Here is an 18,109-nt window from a genome sequence, read left to right as displayed (position 1 = left end):
GGCCCGCCGGGTTCTAACCCCTCGGGGGGCGGGGTGGCGTTGGGGGTGTGGGGCGGCGGGCGCGCCCGGGCCGTCGGGGGGTGGTCCGCCCCCCCCACGGCCGCTCGGGCGGCGTCGGGCAGACGGTGGCCGAGCCCGACACGGTGCGGGCACGGATGGCCGACGGTTCCGGCCGGCCGTCATTCCAACGTTGGAAATCGGCGTGCAGCGGAATGACAGCACGTCGCCAGGCGCCTGTCCAGACCCCTCGCACCCTTCTGCTGACCATGCCTCACACGTCGTGCGGCGCAGCGGGGTTGCCGCTTGAGAGCGCATTCAGGAAACGTCGTGCCGAACTCTTGCCGTGCGCTCCGCGGCGCAGTTATAACGTTGTAAAGCCGCCGACGCCGCCCAGCCACCCGAAGGGCGTCGAGGGCGCGTCTCCGCAGTTCAGGCTCGTATCGGCCAGGTGGGCACGACCTTCCTGACGCGCCGACAACGTTTCCCATCCCCCGCGCGACCGCACGCCACTCGGCGGTGCTGTCCCCCGCCAAGGAGTGTCTTGACATGACCCTTCCGAAGAGAACCCGCGCGCTCTCCGTCGCCTGCCTCGTGGTCGCCACCGCCACGCTGACACTGAGCGGCTGCGCCAAGTCCGAGACCTCCGACCAGGCCGGCGGCGACAGCAGCCAGGGCGCACAGGTCGTCCAGACCCCCACGGCGTCGGCGGCCACCGGCTCCGGCTGCTCCCTGACCACGTACGGCGCTCCGAAGCTGGACCTCAAGAACGCGGTCGTCGGCTTCTCCCAGTCGGAGAAGGAGGCCAACCCGTTCCGCATCGCCGAGACGCAGTCCATCAAGGACGAGGCCGCCAAGATCGGTGTGAAGAAGCTGCTCACCACGAACGCGCAGTCACAGCTCTCCAAGCAGATCAGCGACATCCAGGACATGCTGGCCCAGGGCGCGCAGTTCCTGATCGTCGCCCCGCTCAACTCCGACGGCCTGGAGCCGGCCCTCCAGGCCGCGGCCGCGAAGAAGGTGCCGGTTCTCACGATCGACCGCAAGGTCAACGCGACGGCCTGCAAGGACTACCTGGCCTTCCTCGGCTCGGACTTCGTCGAGCAGGGCAAGCGCGCCGCCGACGCGATGATCAAGGCGACGGGCGGCAAGGGGAAGGTCGCCATCCTCCTCGGCTCCTCCGGGAACAGCGTGACGACCGACCGCACCAAGGGCTTCGTCGACCAGGTCGAGGCCCAGGCGCCGGGCATCGAGATCGTCGCCCAGCAGACCGGCGAGTTCGCCCGCGACAAGGGCCAGCAGGTCATGGAGCAGCTCATCCAGTCGAAGCCCGACATCACGGCGGTCTACGCGGAGAACGACGAGATGGCCCTCGGCGCCGTGACCGCGCTCAAGGCCGCGGGCAAGGCCCCCGGCAAGGACGTCAAGGTCGTCTCCATCGACGGCACGCGCAACGCCGTCCAGGCCCTCGCCAACGGCGAACTCAACGCCGTCATCGAGTCCAACCCGCGCTTCGGACCCCTCGCGTTCGCCACGGCACAGAAGTTCTACGCGGGCGAGGGCATCCCCGAGGACGTCATCATCGCGGACCGCGCCTACGACGCCTCCAACGCCAAGGCGTCGCTCGGCGGAGCGTACTGACGCCGCGGCTCCGCCGCCTCCGGTCGCCGGGTCACCACGGGACCTCCCCGCCCGTGGTGACCGGCCCCTCCCACCTGAGCCCCACCCACCACGCACCCACACGAACCATCTCCGGAAGGCCACGCTCATGGCACCCCCCGAAGCGGCCCCGTCCGCGACGAACGGCACCGAGCCGTCCGTCGCACCGACGGTGCTGGAGGCGCGCGGCGTCGGGAAGCGATTCCCCGGCGTCGTGGCCCTCGACGACGTGTCGTTCACGCTCCGAGCCGGCGAGACCCATGCGCTCGTCGGCGAGAACGGCGCGGGCAAGTCCACCCTGATCAAGGTGCTCACGGGCGTGCACCGGCCGGACAGCGGTGAGTTGCTGCTCTCGGACCGCCCCGTCCACTTCTCGCGCCCGTTCGAGGCGCAGCAGGCCGGCATCTCCACGATCTACCAGGAGGTGAACCTGGTTCCGCTGATGAGCGTGGCGCGCAACATCTTCCTCGGCCGCGAGCCCCGGACCCGTCTCCGGCTGATCGAGTTCCCGCGGATGCACGCCGAGGCGGCGGCCCTCCTCGACGGCTTCGGCGTCCGCGTCGACCCCCGTCGTCCGCTGCACACCCTGGGCATCGGCGCGCAGCAGATGGTGGCTCTCGCCCGCGCGGTGTCCGTCCAGGCCCATGTCGTCGTCATGGACGAGCCCACCTCCTCCCTGGAGCCGCGCGAGGTCGAGACGCTGTTCCGGGTCATCGGCGATCTGCGCCGCCGGAACATCGCCGTCGTCTACGTGAGCCACCGCATGGACGAGCTCTACCGGATCTGCGACCGGGTCACGGTGCTCCGCGACGGACGGCACATCCACACCGGCGACCTGGCCGCCCTCGACCGGATGCAGCTGGTCTCCATGATGCTGGGCCGGGAGCTGTCCGAGGTCCGTCGGCACGGCACCACGAGCTTCGCGGGCGAGGGACACGACATCGCGCGCAAGCCCGTCCTCACGGCGACCGGAATGGTCAGGACGCACCAGCTGGACGACATCTCGCTGGAACTCCACCCGGGGGAGGTCCTGGGCCTCGGAGGCCTGCTCGGCTCCGGCCGCAGCGAGACCGCGAAGGCGCTCGCCGGAGCCCTGCCGCTGGACACGGGGCGGATCACCGTCGACGGTGCGCCGCTCGACCGGATGTCCTCGGCGAGCGCCATCCGCGCCGGGATCAGCCTGCTGCCGGAGGACCGCAAGGCCGAGGGCATCGTGCCCGGCCTCTCGGTGCGCGAGAACATCGTGCTCGCGGCGCTGCCCCGGCTCTCCCGCGCGGGCATCGTCTCCCGCGCTCAGCAGGACCGAGTCGTCGACATCTTCGTGAAGCGGCTGCGCATCAAGGCGTCGAGCCCCGAGCAGAAGGTCGGCGAACTGTCCGGCGGGAACCAGCAGAAGGTGCTCCTGGCCCGGTGGCTGTGCCTCGAACCCAAGGTACTGCTGCTCGACGAACCCACCCGTGGCATCGACGTCGGCGCCAAGGCCGAGGTCCAGGCCCTCATCGACGAGCTCGCCCAGGAGGGCCTCGCCGTCCTCCTGATCTCGTCCGACATCGAGGAGCTCGTCGAGGGCTCCGACCGGATCGTCGTCCTGAGGAACGGCGCGACGGCCGGCGAGCTGACCGGGGACCAGGTGTCGGAGAGCGAACTGCTCGCCGTACTCGCGGACCACTCTCCCGCGACGGCGACCGAGAAGCAGACCGAGAAGCAGACCGAGAAGCAGACCGAGAAGAGAACCGAGACAGAAGCCGCGTCCGCGCCCGCACGCGGGGCCGAGGACGCCGAGGAGGACCCCCGATGACCACCCAGGTGACCGCGGCGCCGCCGGTCGGCGGCTCCGTACGGCGCAGCGCCCCGGCCTGGTTCCAGGAGTACGGCGTGTACGCGGCGGTGGCCGCGCTCCTGCTGTTCAACGCCCTCTTCACCGAGCACTTCCTCACCGTCGACAACCTCCGTACCCAGCTGATCCAGGTCGCCCCGATCGTCATCGTGGCCCTCGGCATGGCCCTGGTGATCGGGACCGAAGGAGTCGACCTCTCCGTGGGGTCGGCCATGGCGCTGGCAGCGGCACTCCTGCCGCTGTACCTGGGCTACGGCCTCGTGCCCGCCCTGCTGATCGCGCTGCTCGCCGGCGCCGTCGTCGGAGCGGTGAACGGCGCCCTCGTGTCCGTCGTCGGACTGCAGCCCATCGTCGCCACCCTGGCCCTGTTCGTCGGCGGACGCGGCATCGCGCTCGTGATGGCGGACGGCCAGCTCAAGCAGATCGTCAACCCCGACCTGCTGTCCCTGGGCACCGGCAGCCTCCTCGGCATCCCGCTGGTGGTCCTGATCGCGGCCGTCCTCGCGCTCGCGGTGGCCTTCCTCGTGCACCGGACCACCTTCGGACGCCAGGTCGTCGCGATCGGCGGCAACCGGTCCGCCGCAGCCCTCTCCGGACTGCCCGTCAAGCGGGTGCTGACCGGGGTGTACGTCCTGTGCGGGGTGCTCGCCGCCCTCGCCGGCATCCTGGCCACCGCCCGGCTCACCGCCAGCGACCCGTCCTCCCTCGGCACGCTCATGGAACTGTCCGCGATCACCGCGGTGGTCGTCGGCGGAACCCCGCTCAGCGGCGGATCCATCCGGGTGCTCGGCACCGTCGCGGGCGCGCTCCTGATGCAGTTGCTGCGCGCCACGCTCGTCAAGCACGACCTGCCCGACTCCACCGCCCAGATGGCCCAGGCCGCCATCATCATCGCCGCCGTCTACGTCGCACGGGAGCGCCGATCCCGATGAACTCCACCTCCTCGCTCGCCGCACCCGGTACGGGCACCACGCCCTCCGCACCCACCGGGAACGGCACCGCCGCCGACCGCGGGCGGGCCGACGTCTCCGGCCGGGAACGGCTCGCCGCGCTCGTCCAGCGCCAGGGCGTCCTCGCCGTCCTGCTCCTGGTCGTCGTGATCGCCTCCTTCGTCTACCCCACCTTCGCCACGCTCGACAACGCGCGGGGGGTGACGGTGCAGGCCTCGTTCCTGGCCGTCGTCGCCCTCGGCATGACCCTGGTGATCATCACCGGCGGCATCGACCTGTCCGTCGGCTCGGTCTTCGCGCTGGGCGGAGTGCTCGCCGCATGGGCCTCACAGTGGGGCATCCTGCCCGCCCTCCTCGTACCGCTCGTGGTCTGCGGGGCGATCGGCCTGGTCAACGGCCTGCTGATCGCCCGGGCCGGCATGGCACCCTTCATCGTCACGCTCGCCTCCCTCCTCGGAGCGCGCGGGCTGCTGCTCGCCCTCACCGACGAGGGCGCCACCACGTACCTGGTGCCCAAGGGCTCGGCGTTCGCGGAGCTCGGCCAGGGCAGCATCGGAGGCTTCGGCTACCCGATCCTCCTCGCGCTCGCCCTCTTCGCCGCCGGCGGACTGGTCCTCCAGCGCACGTCGTTCGGCCAGACGCTGTTCGCCGTCGGCGGCAGCAGCGACGCGGCCACCCTGATGGGCCTGCCCGTGGCCCGCGCGAAGGTGACGGTGTACCTGCTGAGCGGACTCCTCGCGGGTCTCGCGGGGGCCGTCAACGCGGCCCGGCTCTCCTCCGGTGTCACGATCATCGGCGCCGGCATGGAGCTCGACGCGATCGCCGCCGTCGTCATCGGCGGAACCCTGCTGGTCGGCGGCGCCGGTTCGGTGAGCGGCACCCTCTGGGGAGTGCTGCTGCTCGCCGTCATCCAGAACCTCATCAACCAGATCGGCACGCTCAACTCCTCGTACCAGTCGGTGGTGAGCGGTGGGTTCCTCATCCTCGTGGTGGTCGCGCAGCGCTACCTGTCGCGGAGCAGAAGTACCGTCTGACGGGGGACGGATCATGCTCGAACCAGAGCCGTCCCCGAGCCGTGCCGGAGCCGATCCAGTACCGACCCAGAGCCGAATCAGAGGAGTGCCGTGGGCGTCAGCCTCAAGGACGTCGCGCAGCGGGCAGGCGTGTCGATCAAGACCGTGTCCAACGTCGTGAACAACTACCCCCACGTCACGCCCCAGATGCGCGCCAAGGTGCAACAGGCCATCGACGAGCTCGGGTACCGGCCGAACCTCACCGCCCGGCATCTGCGCAAGGGGCGTACCGGCATCATCGCCTTCGCCGTGCCCGAGCTCGGCAACCCGTACTTCGCGGAGCTGGCGGGCGCCATCATCGACGCCGCGGCCCAGCACGACTACACCGTCCTCGTCGACCACACCGCCGGCCTGCGCGAGCGGGAACTGCTGGTCTGCCAGGAGTTCCGCTCCCATGTCATCGACGGGCTGATCCTGAGTCCCATCCATCTGGAGACGGCCGATCTGGTCGCCCGGCAGGAGACCTCGCCCCTGGTACTGCTGGGCGAGCGCGAGTACGAGGCGCCGTACGACCAGATCGCCATCGACAACGTGGCGGCGGCACGCGAGGCGGTCCGCCACCTCGTGGGCCTGGGCCGCCGCCGCGTCGCGTTCCTCGGCTCCCGCACCGACCGCGAGCGGCAGCCCGCGCACCTGCGGCTGCGCGGCTGGCGGGAGGAGCTCGTCGCCTCGGGCCTGGAGCCGGACGAGACGCTGGTCGTCGCCACGGACGGGTACGGCCGCTCCGACGGCGCGGCGGCCATGTCGGCGCTCCTGGACAGAGGGGAACGGCCCGACGCGGTCTTCGCGTACAACGACCTCATCGCCCTCGGCGCCATGCGGACCCTCACCGAACGTGGCCTCCGTGTCCCCGACGACATCGCCGTCGTCGGCTTCGACGACATCGAGGAGAGCCGCTTCGGCGCGATCAGCCTCACGACCGTGGCCCCCGACAAGCACGCCATCGCCCGCCTCGCCGTGGACCGCCTCGTGGAGCGGCTCAGCGGCCGGTCGGACTCCGAGCCGCGCAGGATCAGCCCCGGGTACGAGCTCGTCGTCCGGGAGTCCACCGGCGGCGGCCGTACGGACTCCGCTCCCGGCCCCGATCTCCGCTCCGACCCCGACCCCGGTCCCGGCCCCGATTCCACCCCCGGCCCGCGGCCCGGTGACGACAGCCCGTCCGAACCAGCCGCCTGACCGTCCGACCATCCGCTCGCCCTGAGGACACGCCCATGCTCCGACCCACCGTCCGCCACCGGCCGTTCGGCACCTCCCCGAGCGGGGAGGAGGTCGGCCTCTGGCGGCTGGAATCCACCTCCGGCGTGTACGCCGAGATCCTCACGTACGGGGGCGTCCTGCACTCCCTCGGCGTGCCCGGCACCGAAGGCGGTACGGCCGATGTGGTCCTCTCGCTGACCTCGGTGGACCAGTACGCCGAGAAGAGCCCGTACCTCGGTGCGCTGATCGGCCGCTACGCCAACCGCATCGCCCACGGCCGCTTCACCCTCGACGGAACCACCCACCGCATCCCCCTCAACGACCGTGGTCACGCCCTGCACGGCGGTCCCGAAGGGTTCGACACCCGGGTGTGGGACGCCCGCCCCCTGACGGACGGCGACACGGCCGCGCTCCGGCTGTCGCTGCACAGTCCCGACGGCGACATGGGGTTCCCCGGCGCTCTCGACGTCACCGTCACGTACTCCCTCGACCCCGCGGGCACGCTGTCCGTCGACTGCGCGGCCACCACCGACCGCCCGACCGTGGTGAGCCTCACCAACCACGCCTACTTCAACCTGGCGGGCGCCGGGGACGTCCTCGGCCACACCCTCCAGGTCGCCTCCGCGGCCTATCTGCCGGTCGACGACGACGGCATCCCGCTCGGCCCCCTCCAGGACGTGACGGGCACGCCCTTCGACCTGAGGTCCCCCCGGCTCCTCGGAGACTGCGTCGGATCGGCCGACGAACAGATCCGCGGAGCCGGCGGGTACGACCACTGCTGGGCGCTCTCGGGACGGGAGCCGGGCCCGCTGCGGTACGCCGCCCGGCTGACGGCTCCCGCCGGGAACCGCGTCATGGAGGTGTGGACGACGGCACCGGGCATACAGGTCTACACCGCCAACCATCTGGACGGATCCCTCACCGACGGGACGGGGCGCGCCCACGAGCGCCATGCCGCGGTCTGCCTCGAGACGCAGCACTACCCCGACGCCCCCAACCGGCCCGAGTACCCCAGCGCGGTGCTGCGCCCCGGCACCACCGCACACCGGCGTACGGAGTTCCGCTTTCCGCACCTTGACTGCGGGGCGGAGCGGCACCCCAGCGGTCGGGCCGAGGAAGCCGGACGGAGCGTGGCCGCGCCTCGGTGGTCCCGGGGGACCGTGTGATTGATTCCGATCTCGGGGGGTAGCCGCCGAACTCAGACGGTTCGATCCGTTCCCGACAGGAAGGGTCCCCATGATTCTCTCGACTGTCGCGGCCTCCGAACTGGCCGCCTCCGGCTCACCCGCCCTGCTGCTGATGCTGGTCGGGGTGCTGGTCGCCGTCCTGCTGGTCGCCGCCTTCTGGTGGGGCTCCCGGCGCGCGGCCCGCCGAAGGGCGTCAGCCCCCGTAGCCCAGCCGCCGGCGGCCGAGGCGAGGCGGGACTCCTGGACCGCGCCGGACGAGCGGCCGGGCCGATGAGGACGCCCCGAGGCCGGATCGATGAGGATCTTCGAAGGAGGACCCCATGAAGGAACGAGCGAACGAGGACGAGCGGCGGCGCCGCCGCGCCGCCCCCACCACTCCGGGGGGTGCCGAGGGCGAGAGCGGCGACGGGGAGGCACGCGAGGCGGCCGAGGCGGCCGTGACGCGCCGCGCCGGTGACACCGACCGGGAGGGCGCCGGCGGCCACCGGGCCAAGCGGCAGCGCCCGGGCCTCGGCCGCGAGGAGCAGACCCGGGACCAGGAGGCATGACGCCCGGCCTCCCCGAGTCACCCCGGGAACGTCACCCGCGTGTGCCCCCGCGGACCCGGTGGGCCGTGTCGCGCAGCCACAGGGCGCTGCGTTTGGGCGTACGGGTCTGGGTGGCGTAGTCGACGCGGACGAGTCCGAAGCGCTTGTCGTAGCCGTACGCCCACTCGAAGTTGTCCAGGAGCGACCAGGCGAAGTAGCCGCGGACGTCGGCGCCGCGGGTGCGGGCCTCGGCCACGGCGGCGAGGTGGGACGCCAGGTAGGCGGTGCGGTCGGTGTCCTCGACGAAGCCGTGCGAGTCGGGAACGTCCTCGTACGCGGCGCCGTTCTCGGTGACCACCATCGGCGTACCGGGGTAGTCGCGCGAGATCCGCAGCAGCAGGTCGGTGAGGTCGTGCGGCATCACCTCCCAGCCGAGGCCGGTGACCGGCAGACCGCCGTGCGGCAGGTTCCGGGTGACGGGGATGCCGCGCGCGTCGGTGGCGGCGCCGTTCTCGTCGACCCCCGACGTGCGCATCGAGCGGTAGTAGTTGACGCCCAGGGTGTCGACGGGGCTGGAGATGATCTCCAGGTCGCCGTCCCTGACGGGGATCTCGACGGAGCGGGCGGCCAGGTCGTCGATGAGGTCCTGCGGGTACCGGCCGCGCAGGACCGGGTCGAGGTAGAAGCGGAACCCGAGGGCGTCGGCCCGGCGCGCGGCCTCGCGGTCGACCGCCGAGTCGGTGGCGGGCCGGCTGGTACCGAGGAGGTGGGTGACGGCCAGGTCGAGGGGCCGGCGTGCGGCGGAGCGCAGGCGCTGGACCGCGAGTCCGTGGGCGAGGTGCAGATGGTGCACGGCGCGCACCCCGTCGGCGAAGGAGCGGCCGCCGGGCGCGTGGACGCCTTCGACATGGCCGAGTACGGCCGAGCAGAACGGTTCGTTGAGGGTCGTCCAGTGGGTGACGCGGTCACCGAGGCGCTCGTGGACGAGGTCCGCGTAGTCGGCGAAGCGGAGGGCGGTGTCGCGGGCGGGCCAGCCGCCGGCGTCCTGGAGCTCCTGGGGCAGGTCCCAGTGGTACAGGGTGAGCCAGGGGGTGACGCCGTGCGCGAGGAGCTCGTCGACGAGGCGGTCGTAGAAGCCGATCCCCGCCGGGTTGGCCGGGCCGCGGCCGCGCGGCTGGACGCGGGACCAGGAGACGGAGAAGCGGTACGTGTCCAGGCCGAGGGCGGCGAGCAGGGCCACGTCCTCGGGCATGCGGTGGTAGTGGTCGCAGGCGACGTCCCCGGTGTCGCCGTTGTCGACGGCGCCGGGGACGCGGCAGAACGTGTCCCAGATGGACGGCGTGCGGCCGTCCTCGGCGGTGGCCCCCTCGATCTGGAAGGCGGAGGTGGCGGCGCCGAAGCGGAAGTGCGGGGGGAGGAGGTCGATGAGCGCGTCGTGGTGGGCGGTGGCGGACGGGGCGGGGGCGGTCACGGGATCCTCCTGGTGCCGGGGGCGGACGGGAAAGCGGCCCGGGCGCCCTCGCGGGCGTCCGGGCCGTGAACGTGCGACGGATCAGGGCAGACGGTGGTTCTCGTCGAGCACGACACCGCGCTCCGGGCGGTACAGGTCGAAGCCCCGTGTGTCGCACTGCAGGCCGCCGACGATGCAGTGGTCGACGAGGGCCTTGAGGGTGCGCTCCTCCCACGCGTTGAAGAAGTCGTAGTGGAAGGAGTAGCCGCGGCCACTGGCCAGGCGTACCTGACTCATGTCGCCGTTGACCGGCCACGCCATCTTGAACTCGATCATCGGCAGGGCGACCGGGTGGGAGGCGGGGCACATGTTGTCGTTGGTGCCGGGCTTGACCACCGGGTACGCCATGTGGCTCTTGTGGTCGGGCGTGTCGAGGTACAGGCCGTTCCAGCAGCTGGGGGCCTGCATGCGCAGGTTGAGCTGGACGTCGGGCCGGCTCGGACAGTTCGCAGGGATGTCGGTGTTGAAGAAGCTGTCACCGCATTCCCAGCCCTCGACGAACCCCTTGTGGGCGCGGAACTCCTCGGCGGTCTGCATCGGGTTGCCGACGACGAACCGCAGACCCTTGGGGAAGGGCCGCACGCTCCGGTAGTCGGTGACGCCCGCCTTGTAGTAGATGACCTGCGGGCCGACGGGCAGGATCTTCTGGTCGCCCTTGAACAGCGAGGGCATCCAGTACGCGGAGGCGTCCGCGGGCGCCTTGCAGGTGGTGCTGCCCCCGTAGAGCGAGCCGGTGGTGCTGGCGGCGTTCGTGGAGGTGTTGCCCATGAACGTGTGGTCGTGGGACTTGCCGAACTGGCCCGGGTAGACGATCGGGTCGTCCGGCGCGGTGTGGGTGACGGAGCAGCCGGCCTGGAACTCGTGGTGGTAGGCCGGGGGAGGGGTGGCCGTGGACGGCGTCACCCCGGTGACCTGGGGTACGGCCGGGATGTAGCCGTCGCCGTCGGCGTCGTCCCCCGAGGGGAGCGCGGAGGCCGCCATGACGTGGCCCGCGGCGCCGGCCGCGTGCGCCCCGTGGGCGCTTGCGGCCGGGGCACCGGTCTCCCCGTGGGCGGTGGCGGCGGTGTACGTGTTCACCGTCAGGGCGGAGACGCCCAGGGCTGCGCTGAGCAGGAGGGCGGACAGGGTCCGGCCGCGGATTCTCATCGTGATCTCCTCGTTCTCCTCAGGGGGTCAGCTGTAGATGCCGAACTCGTGGAGCGAGTAGCCCCAGCCGGTGCCGCGTGCGGTGAGCTGGAGCCGGACGTACCGTGCGGTGGCACCGGTCTCGACGGTGTCGATGTCGCCGTTGCCGGTGGTCGTGGCGTGGATGGTCCGCCAGGTGTTGCCGTCGTCGGAGACCTGGACCTCGTAGGCGCGGGCGAAGGCGGGGTCCCAGACCAGCTGGAGCCGGTTGAAGGAGCGGACCGAGCCGAGGTCGACCCGGATCCACTGCGGGTCGCTCCAGTCGCTGGCCCAGCGCGTGGTGGCGTTGCCGTCGGTCGCGTTGGTCGCCGGGCAGGGGCAGTCGCCGTAGGAGGCCTGCGCGGAGGAGGCGGTGGTGGGCCGGTTCAGGGCGATGTTGGTGCCGGCCACCGGCGGGGCGACGACCTTGACGGACCTGGTCTCGATGCCGGCGTTGCCGCGGCCGTCCTCGGCCTGGACGTACACCTTCCACACGCCGAGCTTCTCGGGCGCGGTGACGGCGAAGGCGCCGTTGCCGAGCGAGCGGTACTGGGCGTCGATCAGGCGCTTGTCGCCGTTGGCGTAGTTGCCGCTCAGGTAGATCTTGGTGGTGACGGGGTCGCCGTCGGGGTCGCGGACGTCGGCGCGGACCGTGAACTCGCCGCCGGCGGGCGCCGATCCGGCGGGCGTGACCGTCATGTTGCTGATGACCGGCGGGGTGTTGTCGCCCGCGACGGAGCCGGTGTACGCCTTCTTGAGGGCGTAGTACGAGAGGCGCTTGAGGCCGTCGGGGAGGAGGTTGAACCAGACGCCGCCGAAGTCGTGCTCGGTACCGTAGTGGAAGACGGTCGCGCCGAGGGCGACGCCCTGGTGGCCGGTGACGCAGTTCCAGGCCTTGGTGTACCCGTCGGCCTTCTGGACGTCGGTGGGTTCGTCGGGGACGCCGTTGGCGTCCTTGGGGGTCTCCCACTCGCCGGCCGGCCCGGTCTCGGTGATGATGTACGGCTTGGTGTAGCCGCCCTCCACCCAGTCCTCGCGGACTCCGCAGATGTCGCCGTAGGCGTTCATCGAGTAGAGGTCCAGGTCGGGCGCGTTGCGCTTGTAGTAGGGCCAGGCGCCGGTCCACGCGTCCGTGGAGGTCACGGGGTGGTCGGGGTCGATGGAGTGGATCCTCTTGGCGATGTCGTTGACGAAGGTCGTGTACGCGTTGCGCTGGGCCTCGAGCTCGGTGCCGCTGTAGCAGTTCTGCAGACCGAGGACGGACTCGTTGCCGACGTTCCACATGAGGGTGGCGGGGTGGGACTTGTAGGTGTCGACCCACTTCGCGAACTCGGTGAGCATGGTGCTCTTGTACGCGCTGTCCGTCACGTAGTTGACGCAGCCGCCGGAGCCCGGGCCGCCGCCCGGCTGGAGCCAGAAGCCGTTGATCACCTTGACGCCGTGGGCGGCCGCCGCGTCGAGCAGCGGCTTGGTACCGGCGTCGGTTCCCCAGGTGCGGACGGTGTTGACGCCCATGGACTTCACGTCCGGCATGTAGCGGGGGGCGTCGGCCATCGAGGGGCCCCAGGTGACGCCCTTGACGGTGTACGGCTGCCCGCCCACCGTCAGCTGCCAGTTGCCCTGCGTGCCGCTCACGCGGACGGCGCCGCCGGGCTCGGGCTGCGTGGATCCGCCGCCGTACACCTGGAACTCCCACAGGGAGTAGCCGTAGCCGGTGCCGCGGGTGATCCCCTGGAGGCGGACGTAGCGGCCCTTGCCGGTCACCGCGAGCTCGTCGGTGCCGCCGTCGCCCGCGGTCACGGACTTGACGGTGCGCCAGTCGGTCCCGTTGTCGGAGAGCTGGATGTCGTACGCCTTGCCGTAGGCGCCCTCCCAGTTCAGGACGACGCGGCTGATGTCCGCGCTGCTGCCGAGGTCGACCTGGATCCACTGGGCGTCGCTCCACTGGCTCGCCCAGCGGGTCCCGGTGAGGTCGCCGTCGAACGCGGCGGAGGCGGCCCAGGCGGCGCCCTCGTTCGAGGAGGCGGTGGCGGTCCTCCCCTGGGAGAGGAGGGTCTCCGCGGCGGTGGCCGGGGCGGCGGTCAGCGCCGTGGCCGAGGTGGCGAGCAGGGCACCGAGGGCGACGAGTGAGCCTGTCGTGCGGGCGCGGTCACGGGCGCGCCTTCGTGTCGTGGGGGCGTTGGCCGTGGTCATGGAGGCTCCTGGACGGAGGGGGAGGGGGGATCGCCTTCCGGGCGGCGCGGCGGGGACTGGGCGCCGCCCGGAAGGGGTGAGGGGCCGGGACGCACCGGATGGGTGGAGCGTCCCGGCGTGGCCGTCAGGGGAAGGAGACGACGGTGGACGGCACGGTGGAGGTGCCGGCGGGGATGGTGGACGCCCCGGTGTCGTTGATGACGTGGTTGTAGTGGCCCATACCGCCGAGGGACACCACCAGGAGGCTGTGGAACTTCACCCCCGGCTTCACGGGTGCCTTGAAGCCGTGGTCCTGGACGATCGACGGGTCCACGTTGTAGTTGCAGTAACTGCCGAGGCCCCAGGCCTCGTGGGTGTTCACGGAGTCGTCGACCCGGTAGGCGGCGTACCCCTTCGTCGCGCCGTTCTGGATGGCGGCCTGGTTGGGGGCGTCGTACGCCTTCTCGTTCTGGTAGAAGATCGTGCGGCCCCGCTCGCCGTACCACTCGACGTCGTACTTGTTGAAGTGCTCGACGAAGAGACCGGTGGCGAGGACGTCGTCGCCGTTGACGCGGACGCCGTAGTCGGCCCGGTTGGTCTCCCAGCCGACGCCCTCGCCGTGGTCGGCGCGCCACACCCAGGTGTGGTCGATGATGGCGTCGTCGCTGTTCACGACCACGCTGGTGGTGGCCTTGCCCGCGCCGGCGCCGCCGATGCGGACGTACACGTCCTGCACGGTGGTGGGGTTGGCGGCGTGGTCGGCGGAGGAGTTCTGCGGGCCGAGCTCCAGGAGGACCGGCGAGTTGACCGGGCCGGCGTCGATGAGGAAGCCGGCGAGGCGGACGCCGTCGACGTCGGCGACCTTCATCGCGGTGACGCCGTTGTCCGGGATGATCGTGGCGAGGCCGAGGCCGAGCACGACGGTGTTCGCCCGGTTCACGTTGATCGTCTGGTCGACGTGGTAGACACCCGGGGTGAACAGCAGGTGCAGGCCCTGCGCCAGCGCCTGGTTGATCGTGGCGGCGGTGGCGCCCGGCTTGACCACGTAGAACTGGCTCAGCGGGATCGACTCGCCCTGCGGGGCGCCGTTGGCCCAGCTGGTGCCGCGGGCGTTGACGCGCTTGGCGGGGGCGAAGACCTTGTACTCGTTGCCGTCGAGGTAGAGGTACGGCTTCTCGCGGGAGACCGGCGTGGTGTCGAGCGTGGTGTACCGGGGCTCGGGGAAGGAGGTGGCCGGCGCGCCCTCGACGCCCGAGAAGGTCTGGTTCCAGACGCTGTTGGACCAGCCGCCGATGGAGCTCTCCCGGGTGTACCACTGCTGCTGGGAGTAGTTGCCGATCTGGCCGTCGACCTTGGAGTCGGCGATGTAGCCGCCGCTGGCCCAGCCGTAGCCGTTGGGTGCCAGGTTGAGGCCGCCCTTGACGTGCATGCGGCGGAACGAGGAGGCCTGCGAGACGGCCCACCGGTCCGTGCCGTTGACCGGGTTGAGGGTCAGGCCCTCGGCGCCGCGCCAGAAGTTCTGGGTGGCGTTGCCGTTGAACCATCCGGCGTCGACGGTCACGTCACCGTTGATGGTGGTGTCGCCGGGGCGCAGGCCGAGGCCGGCGATCTGGGTGTAGAAGCCGATCTGGGCGTTGAGGCCGTTGTAGGTGCCGGGCTTGAAGAGGAAGGCGTGCCGGCCGCTGCCGAACTGGGCGGACTCCTGCTCCTGGAAGACCTGGTCCAGCTTGGCCTGGATGCCGGGTGTGGCCGGGTCGAAGACGTGCACGTTGGGGCCGAGGTCGCCGCCGCCCGGGAGCGTCGGACCGGTGCCGCCGGTGGTGCCGAAGACCTGGAACTCCCAGAGGGAGAAGCCGTATCCGGTGGCCCGGGTGAGGCCGTTCATCCGGATGTAGCGGCCGGTGCCGGAGAGCGTGACGTTGTCGGTGCCGCCGTCGCCCGCGCTGACGGTGGTGACGGTCCGCCAGTCGGTGCCGTTCTCGGAGGCCTGGATGGAGTAGCTCTTGCCGTACGCCGCCTCCCAGTTGAGGACGGCGTGGCTGAGCGTGGCGCTGCTGCCGAGGTCGACCTGGATCCACTGGGCGTCCTGCCAGGCACTGGCCCAGCGGGTGCCGGTGAGGTCGCCGTCGACGGCGGCGGAGGCGGAGAAGGCACCGCCCTCGGTGGAGGAGGCGGTCGCGGTCTTCCCCTGGGAGAGCAGGGTGGGGGCCGCTTGCGCCGTCGTGGCGGGGGCGAGGGCGAGCAGGCTGCCGGCCAGTGAGGTGACAAGTGCGCCGACGGTGGCCCGGCGGACGCGTGAGGCGGGTCGCCGGAAGACCGGCGGGGACCCGACGGAAGACATGGGGTCTCCTCTGGATACATGGGGGAAACGTGGGAGAGCGCTCTCCCGAAACCTTGCCCGCAGGGCGAGTTGACGGTCAAGGCGTATGACACGACTTTTCTTTTGGCTTTCATTAAGTGTCGATGCCAACCGTTCCCGGCCAGGAGCGGACCGTCCTCCCACCGGACACAGGACACCGTTAAGGTGCGCTGGTGGGGAATCGAGGACCGACTCTGGAAGACGTCGCACGCGAGGCGGGGGTGTCGCGCGCGACGGTGTCCCGCGTCGTCAACGGCGTGCGCAACGTGGCCCCCGACATCCAGCGGAGCGTGCGCGAAGCCATCGCCCGCATCGGCTACACCCCCAACCAGGCCGCCCGCTCCCTGGTCACACGGCGCACCGGGACCGTGGCCCTGGTGCTCTCCGCCACGGGCAGGTCCTTCACCGCCCGGGTGTTCTCCGACCCGTTCTTCGGACGCGTGGTGGACGGGGTCCTGCCGGTCCTGCGCCGCCGCGCGATCCAGCCCGTGCTGCTCGTCGCCGAGTCCGAACAGGCAAGGGCCCAACTCGTCGAGTACCTGCGGCAGGGCGGCGCGGACGGAGCCCTGGTCGTGCCGCTGGACGGGAACGACCCGCTCCCCTCCATGCTGGTGGCGGCGGGCCTTCCCACGGTGCTGTTCGGCCGCCCCCGCGACGGGGAGCGGTGCGGCTACGTCGACCTCGACAACCCGGCCGGAGCGCGCCTCGCGGCGGAGCACCTGTGGGCCACCGGCCGGCGGCGCCCGGCCACCATCGCCGCACCGGTCACCGCGCCCACGGCGGACGAACGCCTCGACGGCTTCCGGGAGGCGTTCGCGGCGCACGGGGTGACATCGGTCCCCGTCGTACGGGGCCGGTTCACGGTGGACAGCGGCAGGCGCGCCATGGCCAGACTGCTGAAGGACCACCCGGGGATCGACGCCGTGTTCGCCGCCAACGACCTGATGGCCCAGGGCGCCTGCCAGTACCTGCGTGAGCAGGGGGTCTCCGTCCCCGGCGAGGTGGCCGTCGTGGGCTTCGACGACTCGGTGGCGGCGCGGAAGGCCCGGCCTCAGCTGACCACCGTGCGCCAGCCCGTGGAGCGCATGGCGGCCGCCATGGCCACGCTCCTCGTCGAACAGCTCGACGGCGCCCCGTCCGAGACGGCCGCGAAGGTGTTCGAACCGGTCCTGGTCGTACGCGAGTCCACCTGACCGTCCCGGTGACAGCGGGTCTCACGGGGGAACGGAGACCGTTCCCGCCGGTCGGCTCCCGCCGTCACGCCTCCAGGGCGTCGAGTACGGCGAGCTGCTCCATGACACGGTCGGCGGACCAGCCGTCGAGCCGGACCGCGTGATCCCCGCCGTAGGCGCGGGGGACGGACTCCACACGCATCACGAGGGCGAGATAGACCCGGTAGAGCGCGAGGCGGACGCGGGCGCCGGTGTCGAGGGTCAGGGCGGGGGTGACGGATCGGTAGCCGGCCAGGAGGTCGGCGTCGTCCTCGGCCGCGCCGAGCGGGTCGAGTCCGACCAGCTCGGCCAACGGGTCGCCGAAGAAGGCGCGTTCGCCGTCGATCAGCCCGCTCAGGTGCCAGGGGCCGCTCGCGGTCCTGTCGACGACGACGTTGCCCTCCCAGGCGTCGAAGTGGACGAGCGCCGGACGGCGCACCTCGGCGAGCCGGTGGCCGAACCGTACGGGCAGCCCCGCGAGGAACCCGGTGGGGGCGGGCAGCTCGACGTCGAACCGGCCCGCGTCGGCGAGGACCGCGCGCAGCATGGCGGTGAACGCGGTCGGCCAGTCGGGCGCCGAGAGCCCCGCGGCGGGCTGCGGGTATCCGTACGCCGGACCTGTGACGGTGGCGATCCGGGCCAGGTCCTCTCCCAGCCGACGGCGCAGCGCCGCGCGGTCGGGCGAGGTGAGCCGGTCGCGAGCGGCGTCCCAGGTGGTCCCCTCGAGATAGGAGAGGAGCAGCCAATCGGCGGGCGTGCCGGGACCGGCGGGCTCATGGTGCAGGACGGTGGGCACCCGGGCGCCCGTCCTGGCGGCGATGCGGTGGAAGAGGGCCTCGGTGCCGAGGAGGCCCCGCTCGTGGGCGAGGGCGGGGGAGCTCGCAGGAGGCGCGGTCTTGAGCACCAGGCGCCGGCCGTCGGAGAGTTCGAGCAGCCGCGCGGAGTTGTGGAGACCACCGCTGAGGGCGGTGCCCCGGACGACCGTCGCCGGACCCAGGACGTGGCGGAGCCGTTCGGCGGCGAGCTCGTCGGCCTTGCCGGGCCCCGGGGACGGAGACGGTGCGGAACCGGCGGTCATGGAGACACTCCTTCAGGGGGACACCGGCGAAGGGAGGGGGCCGAGGCGGCGGGGGAGGGGGAGCCGGAGACTCCGGAAGGCCGCCCCGGGGGTGTGTCGGGGGGGCCGTCCGGGGGATCGCGACGGGGCGTACGGTCAGCCCCCGGTCGCCCCCCGGGGGGCCCGGACGATGTCCGCGGAGCGGCGGC

14 protein-coding genes are annotated in these 18,109 nt (G+C 71.9%); 9 read left to right on the top strand and 5 right to left on the bottom strand.

Annotation, left to right across the window (positions count from 1 at the left end; translation table 11 throughout):
* The first annotated feature begins 546 nt into the window (after nt 1-546).
* The 8 genes from ACFQ79_RS29825 to ACFQ79_RS29790 all read left to right on the top strand — a co-directional run bounded on the left by ACFQ79_RS29825 (nt 547) and on the right by ACFQ79_RS29790 (nt 8,448).
* Entirely contained in the window at nt 547-1,638 is a 1,092-nt protein-coding gene (locus ACFQ79_RS29825; RefSeq protein WP_383589274.1) for an ABC transporter substrate-binding protein, read from the top strand.
* Nucleotides 1,639-1,765: 127 nt separating this feature from the next.
* Entirely contained in the window at nt 1,766-3,454 is a 1,689-nt protein-coding gene (locus ACFQ79_RS29820) for a sugar ABC transporter ATP-binding protein (protein WP_383589272.1), read from the top strand.
* Nucleotides 3,451-4,425, top strand: a complete 975-nt coding sequence (locus ACFQ79_RS29815; protein WP_319317629.1) for an ABC transporter permease — start codon at nt 3,451-3,453, stop codon at nt 4,423-4,425. The genes ACFQ79_RS29820 and ACFQ79_RS29815 overlap by 4 nt, the downstream gene beginning before the upstream one ends.
* Complete coding sequence (locus tag ACFQ79_RS29810) at nt 4,422-5,477, top strand: ABC transporter permease (protein WP_383589270.1); 1,056 nt, start codon at nt 4,422-4,424, stop codon at nt 5,475-5,477. Before ACFQ79_RS29815 ends, ACFQ79_RS29810 begins: the two co-directional genes overlap by 4 nt.
* 90 nt (nt 5,478-5,567) lie before the next feature.
* Nucleotides 5,568-6,692: a substrate-binding domain-containing protein gene (locus ACFQ79_RS29805; RefSeq protein ID WP_383589268.1), complete on the top strand. Its 1,125-nt coding sequence runs from the start codon at nt 5,568-5,570 to the stop codon at nt 6,690-6,692.
* 35 nt (nt 6,693-6,727) lie between these two features.
* A complete protein-coding gene (locus tag ACFQ79_RS29800) occupies nt 6,728-7,879 on the top strand; it encodes an aldose epimerase family protein (protein WP_383589266.1) in 1,152 nt (383 codons plus the stop codon).
* Nucleotides 7,880-7,949: 70 nt separating this feature from the next.
* Nucleotides 7,950-8,174 (top strand): DUF6479 family protein, encoded by a 225-nt coding sequence (locus ACFQ79_RS29795; protein ID WP_383589264.1) that lies wholly within the window; start codon nt 7,950-7,952, stop codon nt 8,172-8,174.
* Between the two features lie 46 nt (nt 8,175-8,220).
* On the top strand, nt 8,221-8,448 hold the full coding sequence (locus tag ACFQ79_RS29790) for a hypothetical protein (RefSeq protein ID WP_383589261.1): 228 nt from the start codon (nt 8,221-8,223) through the stop codon (nt 8,446-8,448).
* 31 nt (nt 8,449-8,479) lie between these two features.
* On the opposite strand, the gene ACFQ79_RS29785 is transcribed toward ACFQ79_RS29790, so the two are convergent.
* The 4 genes from ACFQ79_RS29785 to ACFQ79_RS29770 form a co-directional block, all read right to left on the bottom strand.
* A complete protein-coding gene (locus tag ACFQ79_RS29785) occupies nt 8,480-9,898 on the bottom strand; it encodes a GH1 family beta-glucosidase (RefSeq protein WP_383589259.1) in 1,419 nt (472 codons plus the stop codon).
* A gap of 81 nt (nt 9,899-9,979) precedes the next feature.
* On the bottom strand, nt 9,980-11,083 hold the full coding sequence (locus ACFQ79_RS29780) for a DUF1996 domain-containing protein (RefSeq protein WP_383589256.1): 1,104 nt from the start codon (nt 11,081-11,083) through the stop codon (nt 9,980-9,982).
* A gap of 27 nt (nt 11,084-11,110) precedes the next feature.
* Entirely contained in the window at nt 11,111-13,294 is a 2,184-nt protein-coding gene (locus tag ACFQ79_RS29775; protein ID WP_383589254.1) for a discoidin domain-containing protein, read from the bottom strand.
* A 124-nt stretch (nt 13,295-13,418) separates the two neighbouring features.
* Entirely contained in the window at nt 13,419-15,614 is a 2,196-nt protein-coding gene (locus ACFQ79_RS29770) for a discoidin domain-containing protein (RefSeq protein ID WP_383589252.1), read from the bottom strand.
* Between the two features lie 191 nt (nt 15,615-15,805).
* Between ACFQ79_RS29770 and ACFQ79_RS29765 the strand changes: the two genes are divergently transcribed.
* A complete protein-coding gene (locus ACFQ79_RS29765; RefSeq protein ID WP_383589250.1) occupies nt 15,806-16,825 on the top strand; it encodes a LacI family DNA-binding transcriptional regulator in 1,020 nt (339 codons plus the stop codon).
* Between the two features lie 64 nt (nt 16,826-16,889).
* Here ACFQ79_RS29765 and ACFQ79_RS29760 read toward each other — a convergent pair whose 3' ends face one another.
* Nucleotides 16,890-17,921, bottom strand: coding sequence for a phosphotransferase family protein (locus ACFQ79_RS29760; RefSeq protein WP_383589248.1), 1,032 nt, complete (start codon nt 17,919-17,921; stop codon nt 16,890-16,892).
* Nucleotides 17,922-18,109 lie beyond the last annotated feature (188 nt).

The sequence above is a fragment of the Streptomyces sp. NPDC056480 genome, assembly GCF_042795405.1.
Lineage (GTDB): Bacteria > Actinomycetota > Actinomycetes > Streptomycetales > Streptomycetaceae > Streptomyces.
This window is presented reverse-complemented; position numbering and strand designations above follow the sequence as displayed.